General features: G+C 33.1%; 18 protein-coding genes. 8 read left to right on the top strand and 10 right to left on the bottom strand.

All coding sequences use genetic code 11. The features are described 5' to 3' along the window. Positions 1–7: 7 nt before the first annotated feature. Positions 8–1303, top strand: a complete 1296-nt coding sequence (tyrS, locus tag NNH57_RS15020) for a tyrosine--tRNA ligase (protein WP_108809175.1) — start codon at positions 8–10, stop codon at positions 1301–1303. A gap of 111 nt (positions 1304–1414) precedes the next feature. Here the strand turns inward: tyrS and NNH57_RS15015 are convergent, their stop codons facing one another. Next, positions 1415–2266 carry a M12 family metallopeptidase gene (locus NNH57_RS15015; RefSeq protein WP_074407031.1) on the bottom strand — a complete coding sequence of 284 codons (852 nt, stop codon included), beginning with the start codon at positions 2264–2266 and terminating at the stop codon, positions 1415–1417. A gap of 571 nt (positions 2267–2837) precedes the next feature. Next, complete coding sequence (locus NNH57_RS26520) at positions 2838–3029, bottom strand: HPF/RaiA family ribosome-associated protein (RefSeq protein ID WP_328517066.1); 192 nt, start codon at positions 3027–3029, stop codon at positions 2838–2840. A gap of 314 nt (positions 3030–3343) precedes the next feature. Between NNH57_RS26520 and NNH57_RS15005 the strand changes: the two genes are divergently transcribed. The 4 genes from NNH57_RS15005 to NNH57_RS14990 are packed head-to-tail and all read left to right on the top strand — an operon-like array spanning position 3344 to position 7199. Then, complete coding sequence (locus NNH57_RS15005) at positions 3344–4426, top strand: efflux RND transporter periplasmic adaptor subunit (RefSeq protein WP_108809174.1); 1083 nt, start codon at positions 3344–3346, stop codon at positions 4424–4426. Further along, the gene (locus NNH57_RS15000) at positions 4426–5688 is read left to right on the top strand and encodes an ABC transporter permease (protein ID WP_074407033.1); all 1263 of its coding nucleotides are present in this window, start codon (positions 4426–4428) and stop codon (positions 5686–5688) included. The genes NNH57_RS15005 and NNH57_RS15000 overlap by 1 nt, the downstream gene beginning before the upstream one ends. Positions 5689–5695: 7 nt before the next feature. Continuing rightward, a complete protein-coding gene (locus NNH57_RS14995; RefSeq protein ID WP_074407034.1) occupies positions 5696–6370 on the top strand; it encodes an ABC transporter ATP-binding protein in 675 nt (224 codons plus the stop codon). A gap of 31 nt (positions 6371–6401) precedes the next feature. Beyond that, positions 6402–7199 carry a DUF6544 family protein gene (locus tag NNH57_RS14990; protein WP_108809173.1) on the top strand — a complete coding sequence of 266 codons (798 nt, stop codon included), beginning with the start codon at positions 6402–6404 and terminating at the stop codon, positions 7197–7199. A 34-nt stretch (positions 7200–7233) separates the two neighbouring features. Here the strand turns inward: NNH57_RS14990 and NNH57_RS14985 are convergent, their stop codons facing one another. Genes NNH57_RS14985 through NNH57_RS14970 form a run of 4 tightly spaced genes read right to left on the bottom strand, consistent with a single transcriptional unit; the run spans position 7234 to position 10276 of the window. Further along, on the bottom strand, positions 7234–7722 hold the full coding sequence (locus NNH57_RS14985; RefSeq protein ID WP_074407036.1) for a hypothetical protein: 489 nt from the start codon (positions 7720–7722) through the stop codon (positions 7234–7236). Beyond that, the gene (locus NNH57_RS14980; RefSeq protein ID WP_108809172.1) at positions 7712–8713 is read right to left on the bottom strand and encodes an MlaD family protein; all 1002 of its coding nucleotides are present in this window, start codon (positions 8711–8713) and stop codon (positions 7712–7714) included. Before NNH57_RS14980 ends, NNH57_RS14985 begins: the two co-directional genes overlap by 11 nt. A 28-nt stretch (positions 8714–8741) precedes the next feature. Beyond that, a complete protein-coding gene (locus NNH57_RS14975) occupies positions 8742–9494 on the bottom strand; it encodes an ABC transporter ATP-binding protein (protein WP_074407038.1) in 753 nt (250 codons plus the stop codon). Then, on the bottom strand, positions 9494–10276 hold the full coding sequence (locus tag NNH57_RS14970; protein WP_074407039.1) for an MlaE family ABC transporter permease: 783 nt from the start codon (positions 10274–10276) through the stop codon (positions 9494–9496). The genes NNH57_RS14975 and NNH57_RS14970 overlap by 1 nt, the downstream gene beginning before the upstream one ends. A gap of 232 nt (positions 10277–10508) precedes the next feature. On the opposite strand from NNH57_RS14970, the gene NNH57_RS14965 reads away from it, so the two are divergent. The 3 genes from NNH57_RS14965 (at position 10509) to NNH57_RS14955 (ending at position 13847) form a co-directional block, all read left to right on the top strand. Beyond that, the gene (locus NNH57_RS14965; protein ID WP_108809171.1) at positions 10509–11411 is read left to right on the top strand and encodes a metallophosphoesterase family protein; all 903 of its coding nucleotides are present in this window, start codon (positions 10509–10511) and stop codon (positions 11409–11411) included. A gap of 13 nt (positions 11412–11424) precedes the next feature. Further along, complete coding sequence (locus tag NNH57_RS14960; RefSeq protein ID WP_074407041.1) at positions 11425–12603, top strand: helix-turn-helix domain-containing protein; 1179 nt, start codon at positions 11425–11427, stop codon at positions 12601–12603. 116 nt (positions 12604–12719) lie between these two features. Continuing rightward, positions 12720–13847, top strand: coding sequence for an acyltransferase family protein (locus NNH57_RS14955; RefSeq protein ID WP_199915452.1), 1128 nt, complete (start codon positions 12720–12722; stop codon positions 13845–13847). Positions 13848–13895: 48 nt separating this feature from the next. Here the strand turns inward: NNH57_RS14955 and NNH57_RS14950 are convergent, their stop codons facing one another. The 4 genes from NNH57_RS14950 to NNH57_RS14935 all read right to left on the bottom strand — a co-directional run bounded on the left by NNH57_RS14950 (position 13896) and on the right by NNH57_RS14935 (position 16434). Continuing rightward, positions 13896–14135, bottom strand: a complete 240-nt coding sequence (locus NNH57_RS14950) for a NifU family protein (protein ID WP_074407042.1) — start codon at positions 14133–14135, stop codon at positions 13896–13898. Between the two features lie 3 nt (positions 14136–14138). Continuing rightward, complete coding sequence (locus NNH57_RS14945) at positions 14139–15278, bottom strand: Mrp/NBP35 family ATP-binding protein (protein WP_074407043.1); 1140 nt, start codon at positions 15276–15278, stop codon at positions 14139–14141. A gap of 173 nt (positions 15279–15451) precedes the next feature. Then, on the bottom strand, positions 15452–15814 hold the full coding sequence (locus NNH57_RS14940; RefSeq protein WP_074407044.1) for an MGMT family protein: 363 nt from the start codon (positions 15812–15814) through the stop codon (positions 15452–15454). Then, positions 15805–16434: a LysE family translocator gene (locus tag NNH57_RS14935; protein ID WP_074407045.1), complete on the bottom strand. Its 630-nt coding sequence runs from the start codon at positions 16432–16434 to the stop codon at positions 15805–15807. Before NNH57_RS14935 ends, NNH57_RS14940 begins: the two co-directional genes overlap by 10 nt. Positions 16435–16440: the final 6 nt, after the last annotated feature.

Below are 16440 nucleotides of genomic sequence, written 5' to 3'. Positions count from 1 at the left end.
TAGTACAATGACTACAAATTTTATAGAAGAATTACGTTGGAGAGGAATGTTGCACGATGCCATGCCTGGGACCGACGAATACCTCATGGAGCAAATGAGATCTGCCTATGTAGGGTTTGATCCTACAGCAGATTCATTGCATATCGGTAACCTGGTTCCTATTATGTTACTGGCGCATTATCAGAGAGCGGGGCATAAGCCTTTTGCATTGGTTGGTGGTGCCACAGGTATGATCGGTGATCCTTCGGGGAAATCGGCAGAGCGTAATCTACTGGATGAAAAAACACTTCGTCATAATCAGGAGGCTATAAAATCACAACTCAGCAGATTTTTGGATTTTGAAAGTGATGTTCCCAATGCAGCTGTATTGGTCAATAACTACGATTGGATGAAAGAATTCTCATTTCTGGAGTTTATTAGAGATGTAGGTAAGCATATTACAGTAAATTATATGATGGCCAAGGATTCTGTTAAGAATCGAATTTCGTCAGAATCATCAGAAGGGATGTCATTTACAGAATTTACATACCAACTGGTACAGGGATATGACTTTTTGCATTTGTATAGAGCACATGCATGTACTTTACAAATGGGAGGTAGCGATCAGTGGGGTAATATCACTACAGGAACCGAACTCATTAGAAGAATAGCCGGCGGAAAAGGATATGCCTTGACCTGTCCGTTGATTACAAAATCTGATGGGTCTAAATTTGGTAAGTCTGAAGGCGGAAATGTATGGCTTGATGCTAAACGAACATCGCCTTATAAATTCTATCAATATTGGTTAAACACCAGTGATGAAGATGCCGAAAAATACATTAAGATTTTTACGTTTTTAACCGAAGAGGAAATAAAAACCCTGGTGGCTGCTCATAAAGAAGCTCCACATCAACGAGTTTTACAGAAAAAATTGGCAGATGAGGTTACTGTTATTGTGCATTCTCAGGAAGATCTTGATAATGCGATTAAAGCATCTGCAATTCTCTTCGGAAAATCTACATCTGAAGATCTAAAAGGTTTGGATGAAGCTACTTTTTTAGATGTTTTTGATGGTGTGCCGCAAGCCGAGATTACAAAGGATAAGATAGCTAATGGTATGGATATGATTGGTGCCCTGGCAGAACATACAGGATTTCTTAAATCAAATGGAGAAGCTAGAAGAGCACTGAAAGAAAATTCTATTTCGGTAAACAAAGAAAAGGTTAATGATACTTACTCGATATCAAATAATGACTTGATCAACGATCAATTTGTTTTATTACAACGTGGTAAGAAAAACTATTTTGTGATCAGGGTAGTATAGAGAGCAGAATCTATTTAAGGATACTACATCAAATTGGTTTAAAAATAGAATATTAAAAATAAGGAGAGAAATATTTGATATTTCTCTCCTTTTCTAAATTTGATGATTTTTTTAGTTATAGTATCGTCTTATCACACTTAGATCTCTACTACTTAATGCACGACGTTGTACATTAAAAGTACTTCCATTTTTTCTTACAATTGTTGGTCTCCCATTTTTACTAAAAAAGTAAGAACCATACATCATGATAGATCCAATATCAAATGTTGTGGTTCTAACCGAAGAAGAAGATCTTCTATAAAAGTTAGATGCATACCCACTTCGGATGTTATCAAAATTAATAGTAACATAATTATTACGACTAGGATGTTGTTGCTCATGATACATTCCTACTGCATGTCCGATTTCATGAATAGTATTTCCTGTGGTACAACTAGATCCTAAAGTGATATTTTGGCGACCACCTGTTCTTCCTATAGCAGAAGAGCATCCTGATCCTGATCTAAAACGAATATAGGCTCTTTGGTTTGTTCTTCTAACAAATCGTATTTTTGTTCTGCTTTCCCAATGATTAATCGCATTAGTTACACGACTTTTATTTGGTAAATTACTGTCAATAGTATAAGGAATGTAGTAATAACTTCCTGATTTAGGCCAATGCCTATTTCTTCGAATCACTCCCTTTTCTAGAGCATTGGTCTCGTCTACCTGTTCGGGAGATAATATCATATCTCCAAGGATAAGATTACCATCTACTTTTTTAAACTCTGTTTTGACACCAAAAAAGTCTTTTGTTATAATTTTTTCATTCCCATTTAAAGGATAAACTTCTGCAGAAGCTTCTGATTTAGAAGGCTCCTGATTAATTTCTGTAGTTACAGATTCATCTTCTGTTTGACAGCTGGTAAACATGGTTACCGCAACCCCTAAGGCTATTAAGCCTAATAACTTGTTAAGTTTCATTAAGTTTGTGTTAAAAAATTAATAATCCTTAAATATATAATCGACACTTTGAAGGATTAAACGATCTTACACGAATGGGTTGTTTTGTTGCGTAAAGTGTTGTTTTTCAGTTATGAACCGGCAGGTCTTGTATAAAAAAATAACTTAGATTAACTTTTGTTATTGTTAAAATAACGTTATTTCATGTCTTAGAAGAATTAGTAGATAATACTACACCAGTAAATAGAATAATGATTAAATATATTAATAAAATAGAAACAGGTAAGCATTCGCCTACCTGTTTTCTTCAAAGAAATTAATTTTATTAATTGGTATACTAGTTCCTAATGTTCAATTTAATTTATTGCTAAATATAATTTATGGACTATTCACCTAGAAATAGAGTTAATTTCTTTGTTATGGCTTTGTTACATTTCTACAACAAAACCCATTTCTTTTTAACTAAAAATTTAAAGAAATCATTTGTTAACCATGAGCTAAAGTAATTCTCTTAGGATTCATAAAACATGACAAATATCAGTTTTTGAACTTTAGACTGTTAAATTTTTGATTCATTTCAGAAATGTAGCGCCTAGATATATGGCTTCATTTCTTGTTTTCGTTTTTTGAGCTGTCTTTCTAGATCACTAAGCGTTTCTTTAAAAGCAAATTCAAAATTTTTCTCATTAGATGTAGCGTATAGTTTTGGTCCTGGTAAACTTAACTCTACATCACAGATTTTACCTTTTCCTTTTGGGTCATTTTCTTTTTTAAAAAAACACATCTGATTTAATTATCCAGTCATATTTTTTGAATAATTTATTTAGTTTTTCATGTACATAACCTTCCATAGTTTCACTAGTTGGCATTTGCACAAATTGAATATTGATTTGCATTTTTTTATATTTTATGGTTCTTAATTGTTAGATCTATACTACTCTGTATTAGTATAAAATTCACATAGTTTCTGAGCTTCATTAGAGCTGGTGTTTTGATCTAATCTCTATGCTAAAATAAAGACTATCATCTTTTTTAAATATGACAAATATCATTCCGAAAACCAGTCTTTTCAACGAAATTAGATAAAAATATGTATATATGTCTAAACATGTATTATGGATGTTTTTTACTACTGTTCTTATATCCTGTGCAGATAAAGAAGAAAAAATTCTTCCTGCGGTAACAGGCATTACAGAATTGGTATACTCATCGGTTACGATCCAGCCAGATAGCTTGTATCAAGTGTATGCTTCGGTACATGGTATTTTGGATAAAAACCTTGTAGAAGAAGGAGATGAGGTTAAAAAAGGAACTCCATTACTTCAGATTATAAACAGTAACCCTAAGTTAAATACAGAAAATGCTAAGTTGTCGTTTGAACTTGCTCAAAAAAACTATAATGGTAATGCCGCAATTCTAAGTAGTATAGAAGAAGAAATTAAATCGGCAACTCTTAAAATGACTAATGATTCTATAAATTATTGTCGTCAGAAAAACCTGTGGAGTCAACAGATAGGTTCTAAAATAGAGTATGATACTAAAAAACTTGCCTATGAACTTTCTACAAATTCTTTGAGCCTGTTAAAAAACAAGTACGATAGAACCCGAGAAGAACTCAAGACCCGGTTACAACAAGCAAAAAACAATTATAAAACGTCGGTAATAACCACCAAAGATTTTACTATTAGTAGCAAGATTAATGGTAAGGTATATGGTCTATATAAGAATCTTGGAGAGATTATAAATACTATAGAACCCATAGCAGCAGTGGGTAGTGCTACTGTTTTTGTTGTCGAGATGCTCGTTGATGAAGTGGATATTGTGAAAATTAAAAAAAACCAGAAAGCTATAATAACTCTGGATGCATATAATGGAGAGGTATTTACTGCAAAAGTGAGTAAAATATACCCTAAAAAAGATGGGCGTAATCAGACCTTTATGGTTGAAGCTCTTTTTGATAAAAGTCCAGAGGTATTATACCCTGGGTTATCTGGAGAGGCAAATATTATCATAGCTCAGAAAAAAGAAGTGCTAACAATACCAAAAGAATATCTGATTGATGGTACTAAGGTGAAAACTGAAAAAGGAACAGTAGAAATTGTTATTGGGCTTCAGAGTATGGATACTGTAGAAATCTTATCAGGAATTACCAAAGATACCTGGATTTATAAACCCGAATAATGACCAATTGGAAAGTCATATTAAACATTGCCAGAACACATCTGGTGACCAAAATCAAACAAACTGCAACAGCAGCTTTGGGTGTGACTTTTGGTATTGGTGCATATATTACTTTGGTTTGTTTTATGACTGGGCTGAATAAGATGCTAGATGATTTAATTCTTAATCAGACACCACATATTCATATTTTTAATGAGATTGAACCTTCAAAAAAACAACCTGTAGACTTATATGGTGAACTTCAAAATACATTTAATGTAGTGCATTCGATTAAACCAAAACAAAGTCAGAAAAGAATTCACAATGCACTTCCTATTATTAATTACCTTAATAAAGATCCTAAGGTTAGGGGAGCAATACCACAGATTAAATCACAAATATTTTATATCTCAGGATCTATTGAATTGGGAGGTAATCTAACCGGTGTTGATATTATGAAAGAAGTAGAGTTTTTTAATTTCAAAGATTATATTGTTAAAGGAACTCCCCAGGCATTGCAGCATAATGATAATGGGATTTTATTAGGTGCGGGTGTCGCAAAAAAAATGTCTCTTACTATTGGCGATAGAGTGCAGATCAGTACCATAAAAGGAGATGTCTTTCCATTAAAAATTGTAGGAATATATCAAAGTGGGATTGCCGATATTGATAACATTCAGAGTTTTGCTACTATTAAAACTGTACAGCGTATTTTGGGAGAAGCAGAAAATTATATCACAGATATCAATGTAAAACTTCACCATATTGAACAAGCCATTACATTAGCAGAAAAAGTAGAGCAACAGTTTAAGCTCAAAGCGATTGATATTAATACTGCTAATGCACAATTTGAAACAGGAACCACAATTAGGAATCTAATTACCTATGCTGTTTCTATAACGTTATTGATTGTGGCCGGGTTTGGTATTTACAATATTCTAAATATGCTTATTTATGAAAAAATGAATGATATTGCTATTCTAAAGGCAACTGGTTTTTCGGGAAAAGATGTGCAGTTGATTTTTATGAGTCAAGCTATAATCATTGGTGTTGTTGGCGGAGTTTTAGGATTGTTAATTGGATTTGGTCTATCTCATCTTATCGATCAGTTACCTTTTGAAACAGAGGCACTGCCAACGATTACTACTTATCCTATTAATCATAATCTCTGGTTTTATGGCATTGGCATAACCTTCGCTATGATTTCAACTTTTTTGGCAGGGTATTTACCTTCTCAGAAAGCAAAAAAAATAGACCCCGTGCGTATTATTAGGGGGCAATAATTATACTATGAAAACAGTTCTCGAAGCCAAAAATATCAACAAGTATTTTAGAAAACCAGTACTTTTTCATGTATTAAAAGATATTTCTTTTAAGGTAAGCCAAGGAGAATTTGCCTCTATTATGGGAAAATCTGGGTGTGGTAAATCTACTTTGTTGTATATCTTATCAACTATGGATACAGATTATGAAGGGGGTTTATACCTTAATAATGAGCTTGTCACAGGACAAGAAAGAGAGAAGCTCTCTTATATACGAAACAAACATATAGGTTTTGTATTTCAGTTTCATTATCTGTTATCCGAATTTTCGGTATTAGAAAATGTAATGCTTCCTGCCAAAAAACTAGCCGAAAAATCTATAGAAGAAATTGAGCATGATGCGATGAATAAGCTTCGTATCCTTAAAATTGATCATCTTGCCAAAAAAAGAGCTTCACGCATCTCTGGTGGAGAAAAACAACGAGTTGCCATTGCGAGGGCACTAATAAATGATCCTGCTATCATTATGGGGGACGAACCCACAGGAAACCTGGATAGTTATAATTCTGAAAATGTGTTCAATGTTTTTAAGCAATTAAGTGATGAAGAAGGGTTGTCACTTCTGGTTGTTACCCATGATATAGATTTTGCAAATAAAACCGATCGAATTATAGAAATGGGCGATGGTAGAATTATAGGTTGAATATTTTTTTAATAAAAAAACAATTTTAAAAATGATATTGGTTATAATCGGAAGTATACTAATACTATTAATTGTGATATCTATAGTAGGGATAGTATCGTTTAATGTTTCTGTAAAACAAGAAAGAGTACTATTGTTCAATACAAGTAGAGAAATAGATGCAAAAATCACTGAGAAAGACTTGGATGATTTTCCTGATCTGATGAAAAACTACCTTAGTAAAGTCAACATTGTAGGGAAACCAAAATATTGCAATGCTATTTTTATGCAAAAAGGAGAGATCAGAACGAGTCCAGAAAAAAAGTGGTTACCATTTTCTGCTACGCAATACATGTCTTCGAACAATTTTGGATTTATATGGAAAGCAAAAGCATTACCAATGCTAATCAGAGATAAATATACTAATGGTAAAGGTGAAGTAAAAGTGAGTGTATTGGGATTAAAAAATATAGTTCTGTTTACAGGTCAAAAAGTAGATCAAAGTTCATTAGGACGGTATTTGGGAGAACTTATCTGGTTTCCGATAGGTTTTTTAAACTCTGATATTTCCTGGGAAGCCATAGATTATAGAACGATAAAGGCTACTGTCGTAAACGAGAATCATGCTCTTGAAGGCTTTTTTATATTTAACCAAAACGGGATGATAGATCATTTTAAAACCAAAAGATATAGAGATACAGAACTCGAAGATTTTATTGGAGAAGTAGGAGAATATAAAGATTATAATGGATTGTTGATTCCGAGTACGATGACTGCAATCTGGGATCTTAAAAAAGGGAAGCAGAAGTATTTTAAAGCTACTATTCTTGATTACAAATTAATGAGCTAGGAACACATATCGAAACAAACTATCCAGAATTGTATCAATACCCTACTTTATTCTTTAGAGAAGGGACTTCCCATTTAATAATCTCTTTTAGAAATTCATCTACTTTCTCAGCAATAAATTTTTGAGTTATCGATTCTGGAGTATACACCCCTAATTCTATCATGTTATTTTCTTGAGGTTTATTTTCGATCTCGGGGAATAACATAAAAACATAAATGTCACCATTGTAGGATTGCGAAAAAATCAAGGCTCCTCCAGGTAAAAATTGATATGCAGGTATTAGGTTTGTACAATCTATTAGTTCTTGCGGAAAAGAATCAAAAGTAATATTTATAGCTTCGTTATTATGAATCCAGCTTAATTCCTGAACTTTCCATCCAATATCATAGTGTTGTACAATTCCCTGTAAGGTTTTAAGAAGAATATCTTTGGTTTTATTCTTCCAAAGCATTCTTTTATCTACAACTGTTTTTATAGAATTTCTATACTCATTAACTCGTTCTTCAAGATGTTCAATTTTCATGGTTATTTTTATTAGAAGATTCTTCCTTTTTCTTTTCTTTTTCTAGTTTTTTAAAGTACCCTCTAAATAAAAAATTATGTTTTAGAGCTTCCATATTCTCGTTAAAACGATATGTTCCTTCTTTAATACTATTCATGGTAGAATCAATATTTTTAACCAGAGTTGGGTCTGCGGTTAGATAATGCAGTGCTCCTTTTCCTTCTTTTATATCTTTTAATACTATATCTAGATTTGTAGTTATCTGACTGATATCAACACTGGATTGCTCTAGGTTATTCACTATGGTTTTCATTTTCTGACCAGATAGGCTATCCTGCAACAAAACGCCTGCTACGCTTTGGCCCTGTTTAACCAAAGAGATGATGTCTTTAAGTTCGGTAATAGCTTGTGATGCTCCCGTACTTGTATTTTTTAATTGAAAAATAGTTTGTTTCAGGTCTTTTGCCATTATAGAATCATTGATCAATAATCCTATAGTCCCATTACCTTCAATGATTTTTGTTGTTATTTTTAGTAAATCTGCTGTAAGTAAGGCGGCATTTTCATTAGTTACATTAAGAGTGGTGAGCATATCATCTGTTCCTATTTTACTGTAAGATTGTATGGTATCCCCCGAAATCACAGGAAGTTTTTTACTTTCTCTGGGAATAATGTTTACGATCATATTACCGACCAAACCATCTGATCCTATAGTTGCTACGGCATCTTTTTTAATATGTTTTCCTATATTTTCTCGAATAAGCATTTCGACTATAATTTGAGTATCGTCTATCATCTTAATTTTACTTACTGTTCCTACATTAATTCCAGAATACCGAACATTATTTCCTAATTCGAGACCATTGACATTCGTAAACTGAGTCATGATTCTAATATTGCTACCAAAGAGATTTTGCCGATTTCCGATAGAGTATAGTGCAGCGATAAGCAATGCTGTGCCGATCACGACAAAGACACCAAGTTTCAACTTTTGGGATGCTGTTTTTTTCATAACGTTTCACTTTAGTTTTATCTATCCTCTAATGCTTAAAAAAGGCTTTTACCTGGGGATTATTTGATTGGGATAATTCCTGATATGTTCCCTCTGCATAATTAATTCCGTCTACGAGCAAAATAATTCTGTTAGAAATTACTCTGGCACAATCCACATCATGTGTAATGATTAATGATGAGGTTCCGTATTTTTTTTGAATACTACGCATTAACTCGATAATTTCTTTAGAAGTTATTGGGTCTAATCCAGTTGTAGGTTCATCATAAAGAATAATTTTAGGTTTTAGAATCAAGGCTCTCGCTAGTGCTACTCTGCGTTGCATCCCTCCTGAGAGTTCTGATGGCATTAAATCTATTGCATGTGCTAAACCTACATTTTCTAGTGCTTCTATAACTAATGCTTCGGTATGCCCGGTCATATTTAATTTATCTTTATGCCTGCGTAAAGGAAACTCTAGATTCTCACGAACAGTCATAGAATCATATAGAGCACTACCCTGAAACAAAAAACCAATTTCGGTGCGAAGCAGATCCAGTTCTATCTGCCCCAAAATAGTAATGTCCTGCCCTTTTATTCGTATACTACCACTATCTGCTTGCATTAACCCTACGAGACATTTGATCATTACCGATTTACCAGAACCCGATTTACCCATGACCACCAGGTTTTCTCCTTCAAATAATTGCAGACTAAATCCGTTGAGCACGTGATTATCGCCAAAGTTTTTTCTTAGATCTTTGATCTCAAGAACAGAGGTTATGTTTTTTTTAGGTTTCATTAAATTTCAAAAAATATATCTGCCAGAAATACTGCTACGAAATCAATCACAAACAATAACATTGAAGTATATACTACGGCCGAGTTTGACGCCTCACCAACACCTGCGGTTCCTTTTTTGCAGTAATATCCTTTGTAACATCCTACCAACCCTATGGCATATCCAAAAAAGAATGATTTTACTGTAGCAGGAATGATATCACTATACTTTATCGCATCAAATACTTGATTAAAATATAATTGATAAGAGACAGCTCCTTTTAAATTTTCGACAATGGCAGAACCAAATAAAGCAATTGCATCTCCAAAAATAATTAATATAGGAAGCATCAAGGTTGTTGCTGTAATACGAGTAACAACAAGGTACTTAAAAGGGTTTGTTCCTGATACCTCCATCGCATCAATTTGCTCTGTTACTCGCATAGATCCAAGTTCGGCGCCGATTCCAGAACCAATGCGTCCTGCGCAAATAAGAGCGGTAATTACAGGTCCGATTTCTCTTACAATAGAAATCCCTACCATAGAAGGCATCCAGGATTCTGCACCAAATTCCATTAAAGTAGGTCGAGACTGAAGTGTAAAAACCAGCCCTAAAATAAACCCGGTTACTCCAACTAAAAGTAAAGAACGATTACCCATATTATAGCACTGTCGTAATAGTTCCTGAAACTCGAATGGCCTGGTAAATACTTCTTTAAAAAAACGACCTGAGAAATATGACAAATCGCCTATCTCTGTAAAAAAAGCTTTGGTCCTTTCTACTATGCGAAGTGATCGTGTCATAAATAATCTGCTTCAAGGTTACTCAAAGATAGGAGTAGTATTTGCTAATAAAAATGACATAAATCAGGTATCCTGGGCCTAAATGCTTGAAGATATACGTAAAGAACTCTATGTATTCACGACAACTAAAATAAAAATCAAATACAAACCAATATTAAAATACTATATGTTTTTTAGGTAGTCGAGCACAAATAAAATATATAGTATTGTATATTTACTAAAAACGTAGTGTATGTCTTCTCAATCCCGTTTGGATCGTGCTTATAAAAATGCCAAAGTAATTCCGTTTGATGATACATCTAAGTTTATCTTTTTTAGTGATTGTCACCGGGGAGATAATAGTTTTGCAGATGAGTTTGCTAATAATCGCAATATTTATTTCCATGCTTTAAAACATTATTATACCGAAGGATTTACCTATTGTGAATTAGGTGATGGAGATGAACTTTGGGAGAATTTAAGTTTCGAAACCATATTTAGAGCACATAAAGATATATACGAGTTATTACAATTATTTCACGAAGACTATAGATTGAATTTGATTTGGGGTAATCATGATATGGTGTATCGAGATCCCAAATATGTAAAAAAACATCTTAGTTCTTATTTTGATCAAAAAACAGATACAGATAAAGAAGTTCCTTTGTTTCCTGATATAAAATACCATGAAGCTATTGTATTGAAACATAAGAATACAGAGCAGGAAGTTTTCCTGATTCATGGCCACCAGGCAGATTTTATGAATTATATAGGCTGGAGAATAAATAGATTTCTTGTACGGGTTTTATGGAAACCTCTTCAGGTAGTAGGAATTGCAGACCCAACCAGTCCTGCAAAAAACTACAAAGAAACTATACGAATAGAACGTAGAATCAAAAAATGGATTGCCAATAACAAGAATTTGTTAACTATTATTGGTCATACTCACAGACCTCGATTTCCAGAAGCGGGAGAACTAGCTCTATTTAATGATGGGAGTTGTGTTCACCCCAGATCTATTACAGGAATAGAAATCGAAAATGGTAGTATCACCTTAATGAAGTGGCAAATTTCGACTACCGAAGACGGGACATTAAAAATCATTAGAGTCCCCCTAGAAGGGCCTCAAAAACTTACTGAGTTTATTACAGAATAGATGATCTTATTTGATGGAAAGTATTCAATACATAATTGATAAAATCCCGATACGTCATAATCCAGTATCATATTTTATGTTTTTAGGTGTGTTTTTAGGAATACTACTAAGTTTGGTAATTCTTTTTAGAACGTCAAAAAATACTGCTTTTAGAATATATGGGTGGTCTTTATTGCTGCAATCTATTATCGCAATTGATGTTTTTTTGTGTTATACCGGGCTGTTAAAGTATGTACCTCATGTAAATGACAGTACCGAGCCACTGGTATTGCTTTTGGGACCATCGATATATTTGTTTATTTATGCGCTTCTCGAACGAAATTCAATTACTTTTAAGAAGTATTGGATTCATGTTTTGCCATCTGCAGTATATTTTTTGTCTCAGATAACATATTATATACAGCCTGTTTCTGTAAAGATTAATGCATATTTGGGAGCATATTTTTCAGAAATACAAAGAATCCCTGTTCCGGATGATACCCATTATTCTTACCTATGGATAAAAGATGAATTTAGATGGCTCGTCTTATCCAGTTTTATCATTTATATCATACTATCTATACGGCTTATAGTAAGACATTTTTATGCTAGTAAAACTAAAAATGCAAATAGTATAAAAGTTAATAAATATGATTTTTCTAGAAATACGATTATTGGATTTTTGGCAACATTTATCCTTGTGTTTTTAGTATTTCTAAATTTTGAGGATGATGCAGGTGATCATTATATTTTTATCTTTCTTACCTCACTTATTTTAATTACAACTTTTGTGTTGCTTTCAGAATCGAGATTCTTTGAAAATTCGTGGATAGCTGACAAGTATGAGACTTCAAAAATTAAGAATGATCAAAATTCTATAAAAGAAATAAAATCGTATATCAAAGACGAGGCATATTATTTGTTGCCTACAGCTTCATTAAAAGATTTGGCAAAAAGCTTAGGGTCTAATTCTAATTATATTTCTCAAATTATAAATGCAAATACCAATCTGAATTTTAATGATTTTATAAATCAATATCGAATTGAAGAATCGAAAAAAAGGTTATTAGATAAAAATTATGATCATCTCACCATTGAAGCTATTGGTAATTCTGTTGGTTTTAAATCAAAAGCCACATTCTATAACGCTTTTAAAAAACATGTAGAAATGTCTCCAAAAGCATTTGTGAAATTTCAAAAATCTGTTTCTTAAGACTAAACACCAGTAAAAAGTGTCTAAAATTATAATTCTAGACGCAATACCCTTTTTTTAAGGACTGGTTATGAGCAAAATACTTCACTTTTGGTAAAACAAATTTTATAAGTATTATGGAGAAACAAATTCGTCGATATGACCTCGACTGGTTGCGAGTTATTGTATTTGGGTTATTGATTTTTTATCATGTAGGAATGTTTTTTGTGCCCTGGGGGTTTCATATTAAAAACAATATAATTTATGATTGGCTTCGCTGGCCTATGCTTTTTTTAAATCAGTGGCGTTTACCTATTTTATTTGTAATATCGGGTATGGGAACTTATTATGCGCTTTCTTCCCGAAATTTATGGCAATTCAATTTAGAACGTATTAAAAGGTTGGCAATTCCATTACTTTTTGGAATGTTGTTTATTGTTCCTCCACAGGTATATTTTGAACGTATGGCAAACCATCAGTTTTCTGGTTCACTAGTAGAATATTTTACTACTATAGCATATACAGGGATATATCCAGAAGGAAATTTTAGTTGGCATCACCTCTGGTTTTTACCTTATCTTTTAATATTTTCATTAGTGCTTTCACCAGTATTTATCTGGATCAAAAAAAATCCGACCAAACTAATTATTTGGGTCAGGAAAAATGTGCAAAAAAAGTATGGACTATATCTTTTTATTATACCATTATATTTAACTGAAGCATTTTTAGAACCTTTTTTTCCTGTCACTCACGCCTTGATCGATGATTGGTTCAATTTTATCAATAGCCTCATTTTATTTTTCTTTGGATTTGTTCTCATCGCATCTGGAAAAGAATTCTGGAATAGTATAGATCGAATAAAATCTAAAGCATTAACCATAGGGGTTATTACATTTAGTACGCAAATATGGATATGGTTACGATTAGAAGATAGCACATTTGTACATTTCTCTGAAGCATTAGTTAAAGTAATTAATTTGTGGTCCTGGATTTTGGTACTATTTGGGTATGGAGCAAAATTCTTAAATAGGAAGAGTAAAAAATTAGCATACTGTAACCGTGCAGTGTATCCATTTTATATTCTACATCAAACAATTATGATTGCAATAGGGTATTATGTAATGAATCTCGATTGGGGATTTTTATCTAAGTTCTCGGTATTAATTTTGGGCACATTTTTAGGGAGTTGGATGGTTTATCATTTAATCATTTTAAGAATACCTGTTTTACACCCATTTTTTGGACTAAAAAAACCCTATACTTAAGGAGTTTACTCCTTAAGTATAGGGTTTTTGTATTATTAAGTAATATACTTATTCTATATTAAGTACCGATTCGATTTGAGGAGCATATTTTTTAATTGTCATTTCTACTCCAGATTTAAGAGTCATTTGATTTACGCTACACCCTACACATGCGCCTTCTAATTGAACCTTAACGATCTTACCATCTTCAATAGAAATTAAAGAAATGTTTCCTCCATCACTTTCCAAAAACGGCCTTATTTCATCTAGGGCCTTTTCTACATTAATTTTTAATTCTTCAGAAGTCATTTTCTATTTTTTTACAGCAGAACAGCCTGCCATTGTTGTTATTTTAATTGCTTCGGTTGGAGGTAGATTATCATTTCTGTTTACTACTTCCTGAACCACATTTTTTGTCAATTCTTCAAAGGCCTTTTCTATTGGTGTTGCTGTCTGTAATGCTGCAGGTCTACCTGCATCTCCAGCTTCACGTATACTTTGCACTAATGGAATCTCTCCCAAAAATGGAACATCGAGATCCTCTGCAAGGTATTTAGCTCCTTCTTTACCAAAGATATAATATTTATTGTTAGGAAGCTCTTCTGGTGTAAAATATGCCATATTTTCTATAATTCCTAGGACAGGTACATTAATACTGTCTTGTTGAAACATAGCTACTCCTTTTCTGGCATCTGCTAATGCTACGTTTTGAGGAGTACTAACTACCACAGCTCCAGTTATGGGCAGCGATTGCATAATAGAAAGATGTATATCTCCAGTACCCGGTGGTAAATCGATTAACATAAAATCAAGCTCACCCCATGCCGCATCAAAAATCATTTGATTTAGTGCTTTTGCCGCCATTGGTCCTCTCCAGACCACTGCCTGATTTGGTTGTGTAAAAAACCCAATAGATAAGATCTTAACGCCATAATTTTCTATGGGCTTCATTTTGGATTTTCCATCCTCTTTTACAGAAAGAGGTCGTTCTCGTTCTACATCAAACATTATAGGAACAGAAGGGCCATAAATATCTGCATCCAATACCCCAACTTTAAATCCCATTTTAGCCAAAGTTACTGCAATATTAGAGGTTACAGTAGATTTACCTACACCTCCTTTACCAGAAGCTACCGCAATAATATTAGTAATTCCTGGGATAGATTTTCCTTTAATCTCGTTGTTTTGAGGTTGAGCTGCAGGAGCTTCAACTTTAAGATTAACTTTTACTTTTGCTTTTTCATATACTTTCTCATGAATAACTTTCATTACATCTACTTCTGCACGTTTACGAATATGCAAGGCCGGGGTGGTTAAAACTAAATCTACAATGACCTCGTCACCAAAAGTAATTACATTTTTTACAGCACCACTTTCTACCATGTTCTTACCTTCGCCAGCCACAGTGATAGTCTCTAATGCTTTTAAGATATCCGATTTCTCTAACTTCATGAGTATTATTTCTTTTTCTAACTAATTTGATCAATTCAGATTGATCCTAAGCACAAAGATAGGTCGAAAAGTTAAGATTATAAAGCCTATAAATTGAAATGATTTATAGTAGTATCGCTATTGATTATATCCTAATATTTGTAAATTTTTCAAAAATTAGGAGATTAGAAGGATTACAACTCTTTCATAGGATCCCAAAACAATTTTTCAAAATCTATGATTTGGTTATCTACAACTTCAACACCTTCATTTTCTAGTAACTGTTGCATTAGATTAGTACCTTGAAAATGATGTTTTCCTGTAAGAATTCCTTTTCTATTTACAACACGATGGGCAGGGATATCTTCACGACCTCCACAGGCATTCATAGCCCATCCTACCATCCGGGCACTACGTGCGGCACCCAAACATTTTGCAATAGCTCCATAAGAAGTGACTCTACCGTATGGAATAAGTTTGGCAACTTCATATACTCTTTCAAAAAAATTTGTGTCAGATTCTGATCCGGTATCTATATCATTTTTCTTTACTCCCATGTATATATAATTCTTGCTAAGGTTATCACTACTAGAATCAACATTAATATTCCCATAAAATAATTAGAATATTTGGCGATAGATGCAGTTTTCTTTTCGATTTTGAGGAAAGAAAACACATAAAAATAGAGCGTTACAAAGGTTCCTGCTCCAGCTGCTATAATAAAGGCAGTAATTCGCAGAGTATCGTATTCTATTTTTCCACTAACACTCATTCCCGCTGCAATAGCGCAGAAATAGGGTATGGGTAATACATTAATTGCAGACATCATAACACCTTTAAAAAAACTTCTGGTGTCATTATTTCGATATACTTTTATTTTTGTGCTTTTTTGTTTTGCTTTTGCAAAAAAATAGATGGCCATGAAAAAAAAGATGACTGCTCCTGTACGAAGTAATATATTTTTAACATACGGATTGAAGAAAATATACTTAGCCAAAAGAATAGCTATCAATGCCTGAAATATTACAACTATTGATGCGCCAATTGCAACTAAGATTCCGTTATTTTTACCTCTCTCCAGGCAAGTTCTGGCTACAGTCATATTTACCAGTCCAGGAGGAATTACTCCAACTAGTGATGCAAAAAATGTAACTAAAAATAGTTTGGCAGTTTCCAAAATTAC

Source organism: Aquimarina spinulae (genome assembly GCF_943373825.1).
Taxonomy (GTDB): domain Bacteria; phylum Bacteroidota; class Bacteroidia; order Flavobacteriales; family Flavobacteriaceae; genus Aquimarina; species Aquimarina spinulae.
Note: the sequence above shows the minus strand (reverse complement) of the source record. Positions and strands in the feature narration are given on the sequence as shown.

Excerpts from the sequence above, each read along its gene's own strand:
- tyrS (WP_108809175.1), top strand. The coding sequence starts at position 8 with ATGACTACAAATTTTATAGAAGAATTACGTTGGAGAGGAATGTTGCAC.
- NNH57_RS15015 (WP_074407031.1), bottom strand. The coding sequence starts at position 2,266 with ATGAAACTTAACAAGTTATTAGGCTTAATAGCCTTAGGGGTTGCGGTA.
- NNH57_RS26520 (WP_328517066.1), bottom strand. The coding sequence starts at position 3,029 with ATGTGTTTTTTTAAAAAAGAAAATGACCCAAAAGGAAAAGGTAAAATC.
- NNH57_RS15005 (WP_108809174.1), top strand. The coding sequence starts at position 3,344 with ATGTCTAAACATGTATTATGGATGTTTTTTACTACTGTTCTTATATCC.
- NNH57_RS15000 (WP_074407033.1), top strand. The coding sequence starts at position 4,426 with ATGACCAATTGGAAAGTCATATTAAACATTGCCAGAACACATCTGGTG.
- NNH57_RS14995 (WP_074407034.1), top strand. The coding sequence starts at position 5,696 with ATGAAAACAGTTCTCGAAGCCAAAAATATCAACAAGTATTTTAGAAAA.
- NNH57_RS14990 (WP_108809173.1), top strand. The coding sequence starts at position 6,402 with ATGATATTGGTTATAATCGGAAGTATACTAATACTATTAATTGTGATA.
- NNH57_RS14985 (WP_074407036.1), bottom strand. The coding sequence starts at position 7,722 with ATGAAAATTGAACATCTTGAAGAACGAGTTAATGAGTATAGAAATTCT.
- NNH57_RS14980 (WP_108809172.1), bottom strand. The coding sequence starts at position 8,713 with ATGAAAAAAACAGCATCCCAAAAGTTGAAACTTGGTGTCTTTGTCGTG.
- NNH57_RS14975 (WP_074407038.1), bottom strand. The coding sequence starts at position 9,494 with ATGAAACCTAAAAAAAACATAACCTCTGTTCTTGAGATCAAAGATCTA.
- NNH57_RS14970 (WP_074407039.1), bottom strand. The coding sequence starts at position 10,276 with ATGACACGATCACTTCGCATAGTAGAAAGGACCAAAGCTTTTTTTACA.
- NNH57_RS14965 (WP_108809171.1), top strand. The coding sequence starts at position 10,509 with ATGTCTTCTCAATCCCGTTTGGATCGTGCTTATAAAAATGCCAAAGTA.
- NNH57_RS14960 (WP_074407041.1), top strand. The coding sequence starts at position 11,425 with ATGGAAAGTATTCAATACATAATTGATAAAATCCCGATACGTCATAAT.
- NNH57_RS14955 (WP_199915452.1), top strand. The coding sequence starts at position 12,720 with ATGGAGAAACAAATTCGTCGATATGACCTCGACTGGTTGCGAGTTATT.
- NNH57_RS14950 (WP_074407042.1), bottom strand. The coding sequence starts at position 14,135 with ATGACTTCTGAAGAATTAAAAATTAATGTAGAAAAGGCCCTAGATGAA.
- NNH57_RS14945 (WP_074407043.1), bottom strand. The coding sequence starts at position 15,278 with ATGAAGTTAGAGAAATCGGATATCTTAAAAGCATTAGAGACTATCACT.
- NNH57_RS14940 (WP_074407044.1), bottom strand. The coding sequence starts at position 15,814 with ATGGGAGTAAAGAAAAATGATATAGATACCGGATCAGAATCTGACACA.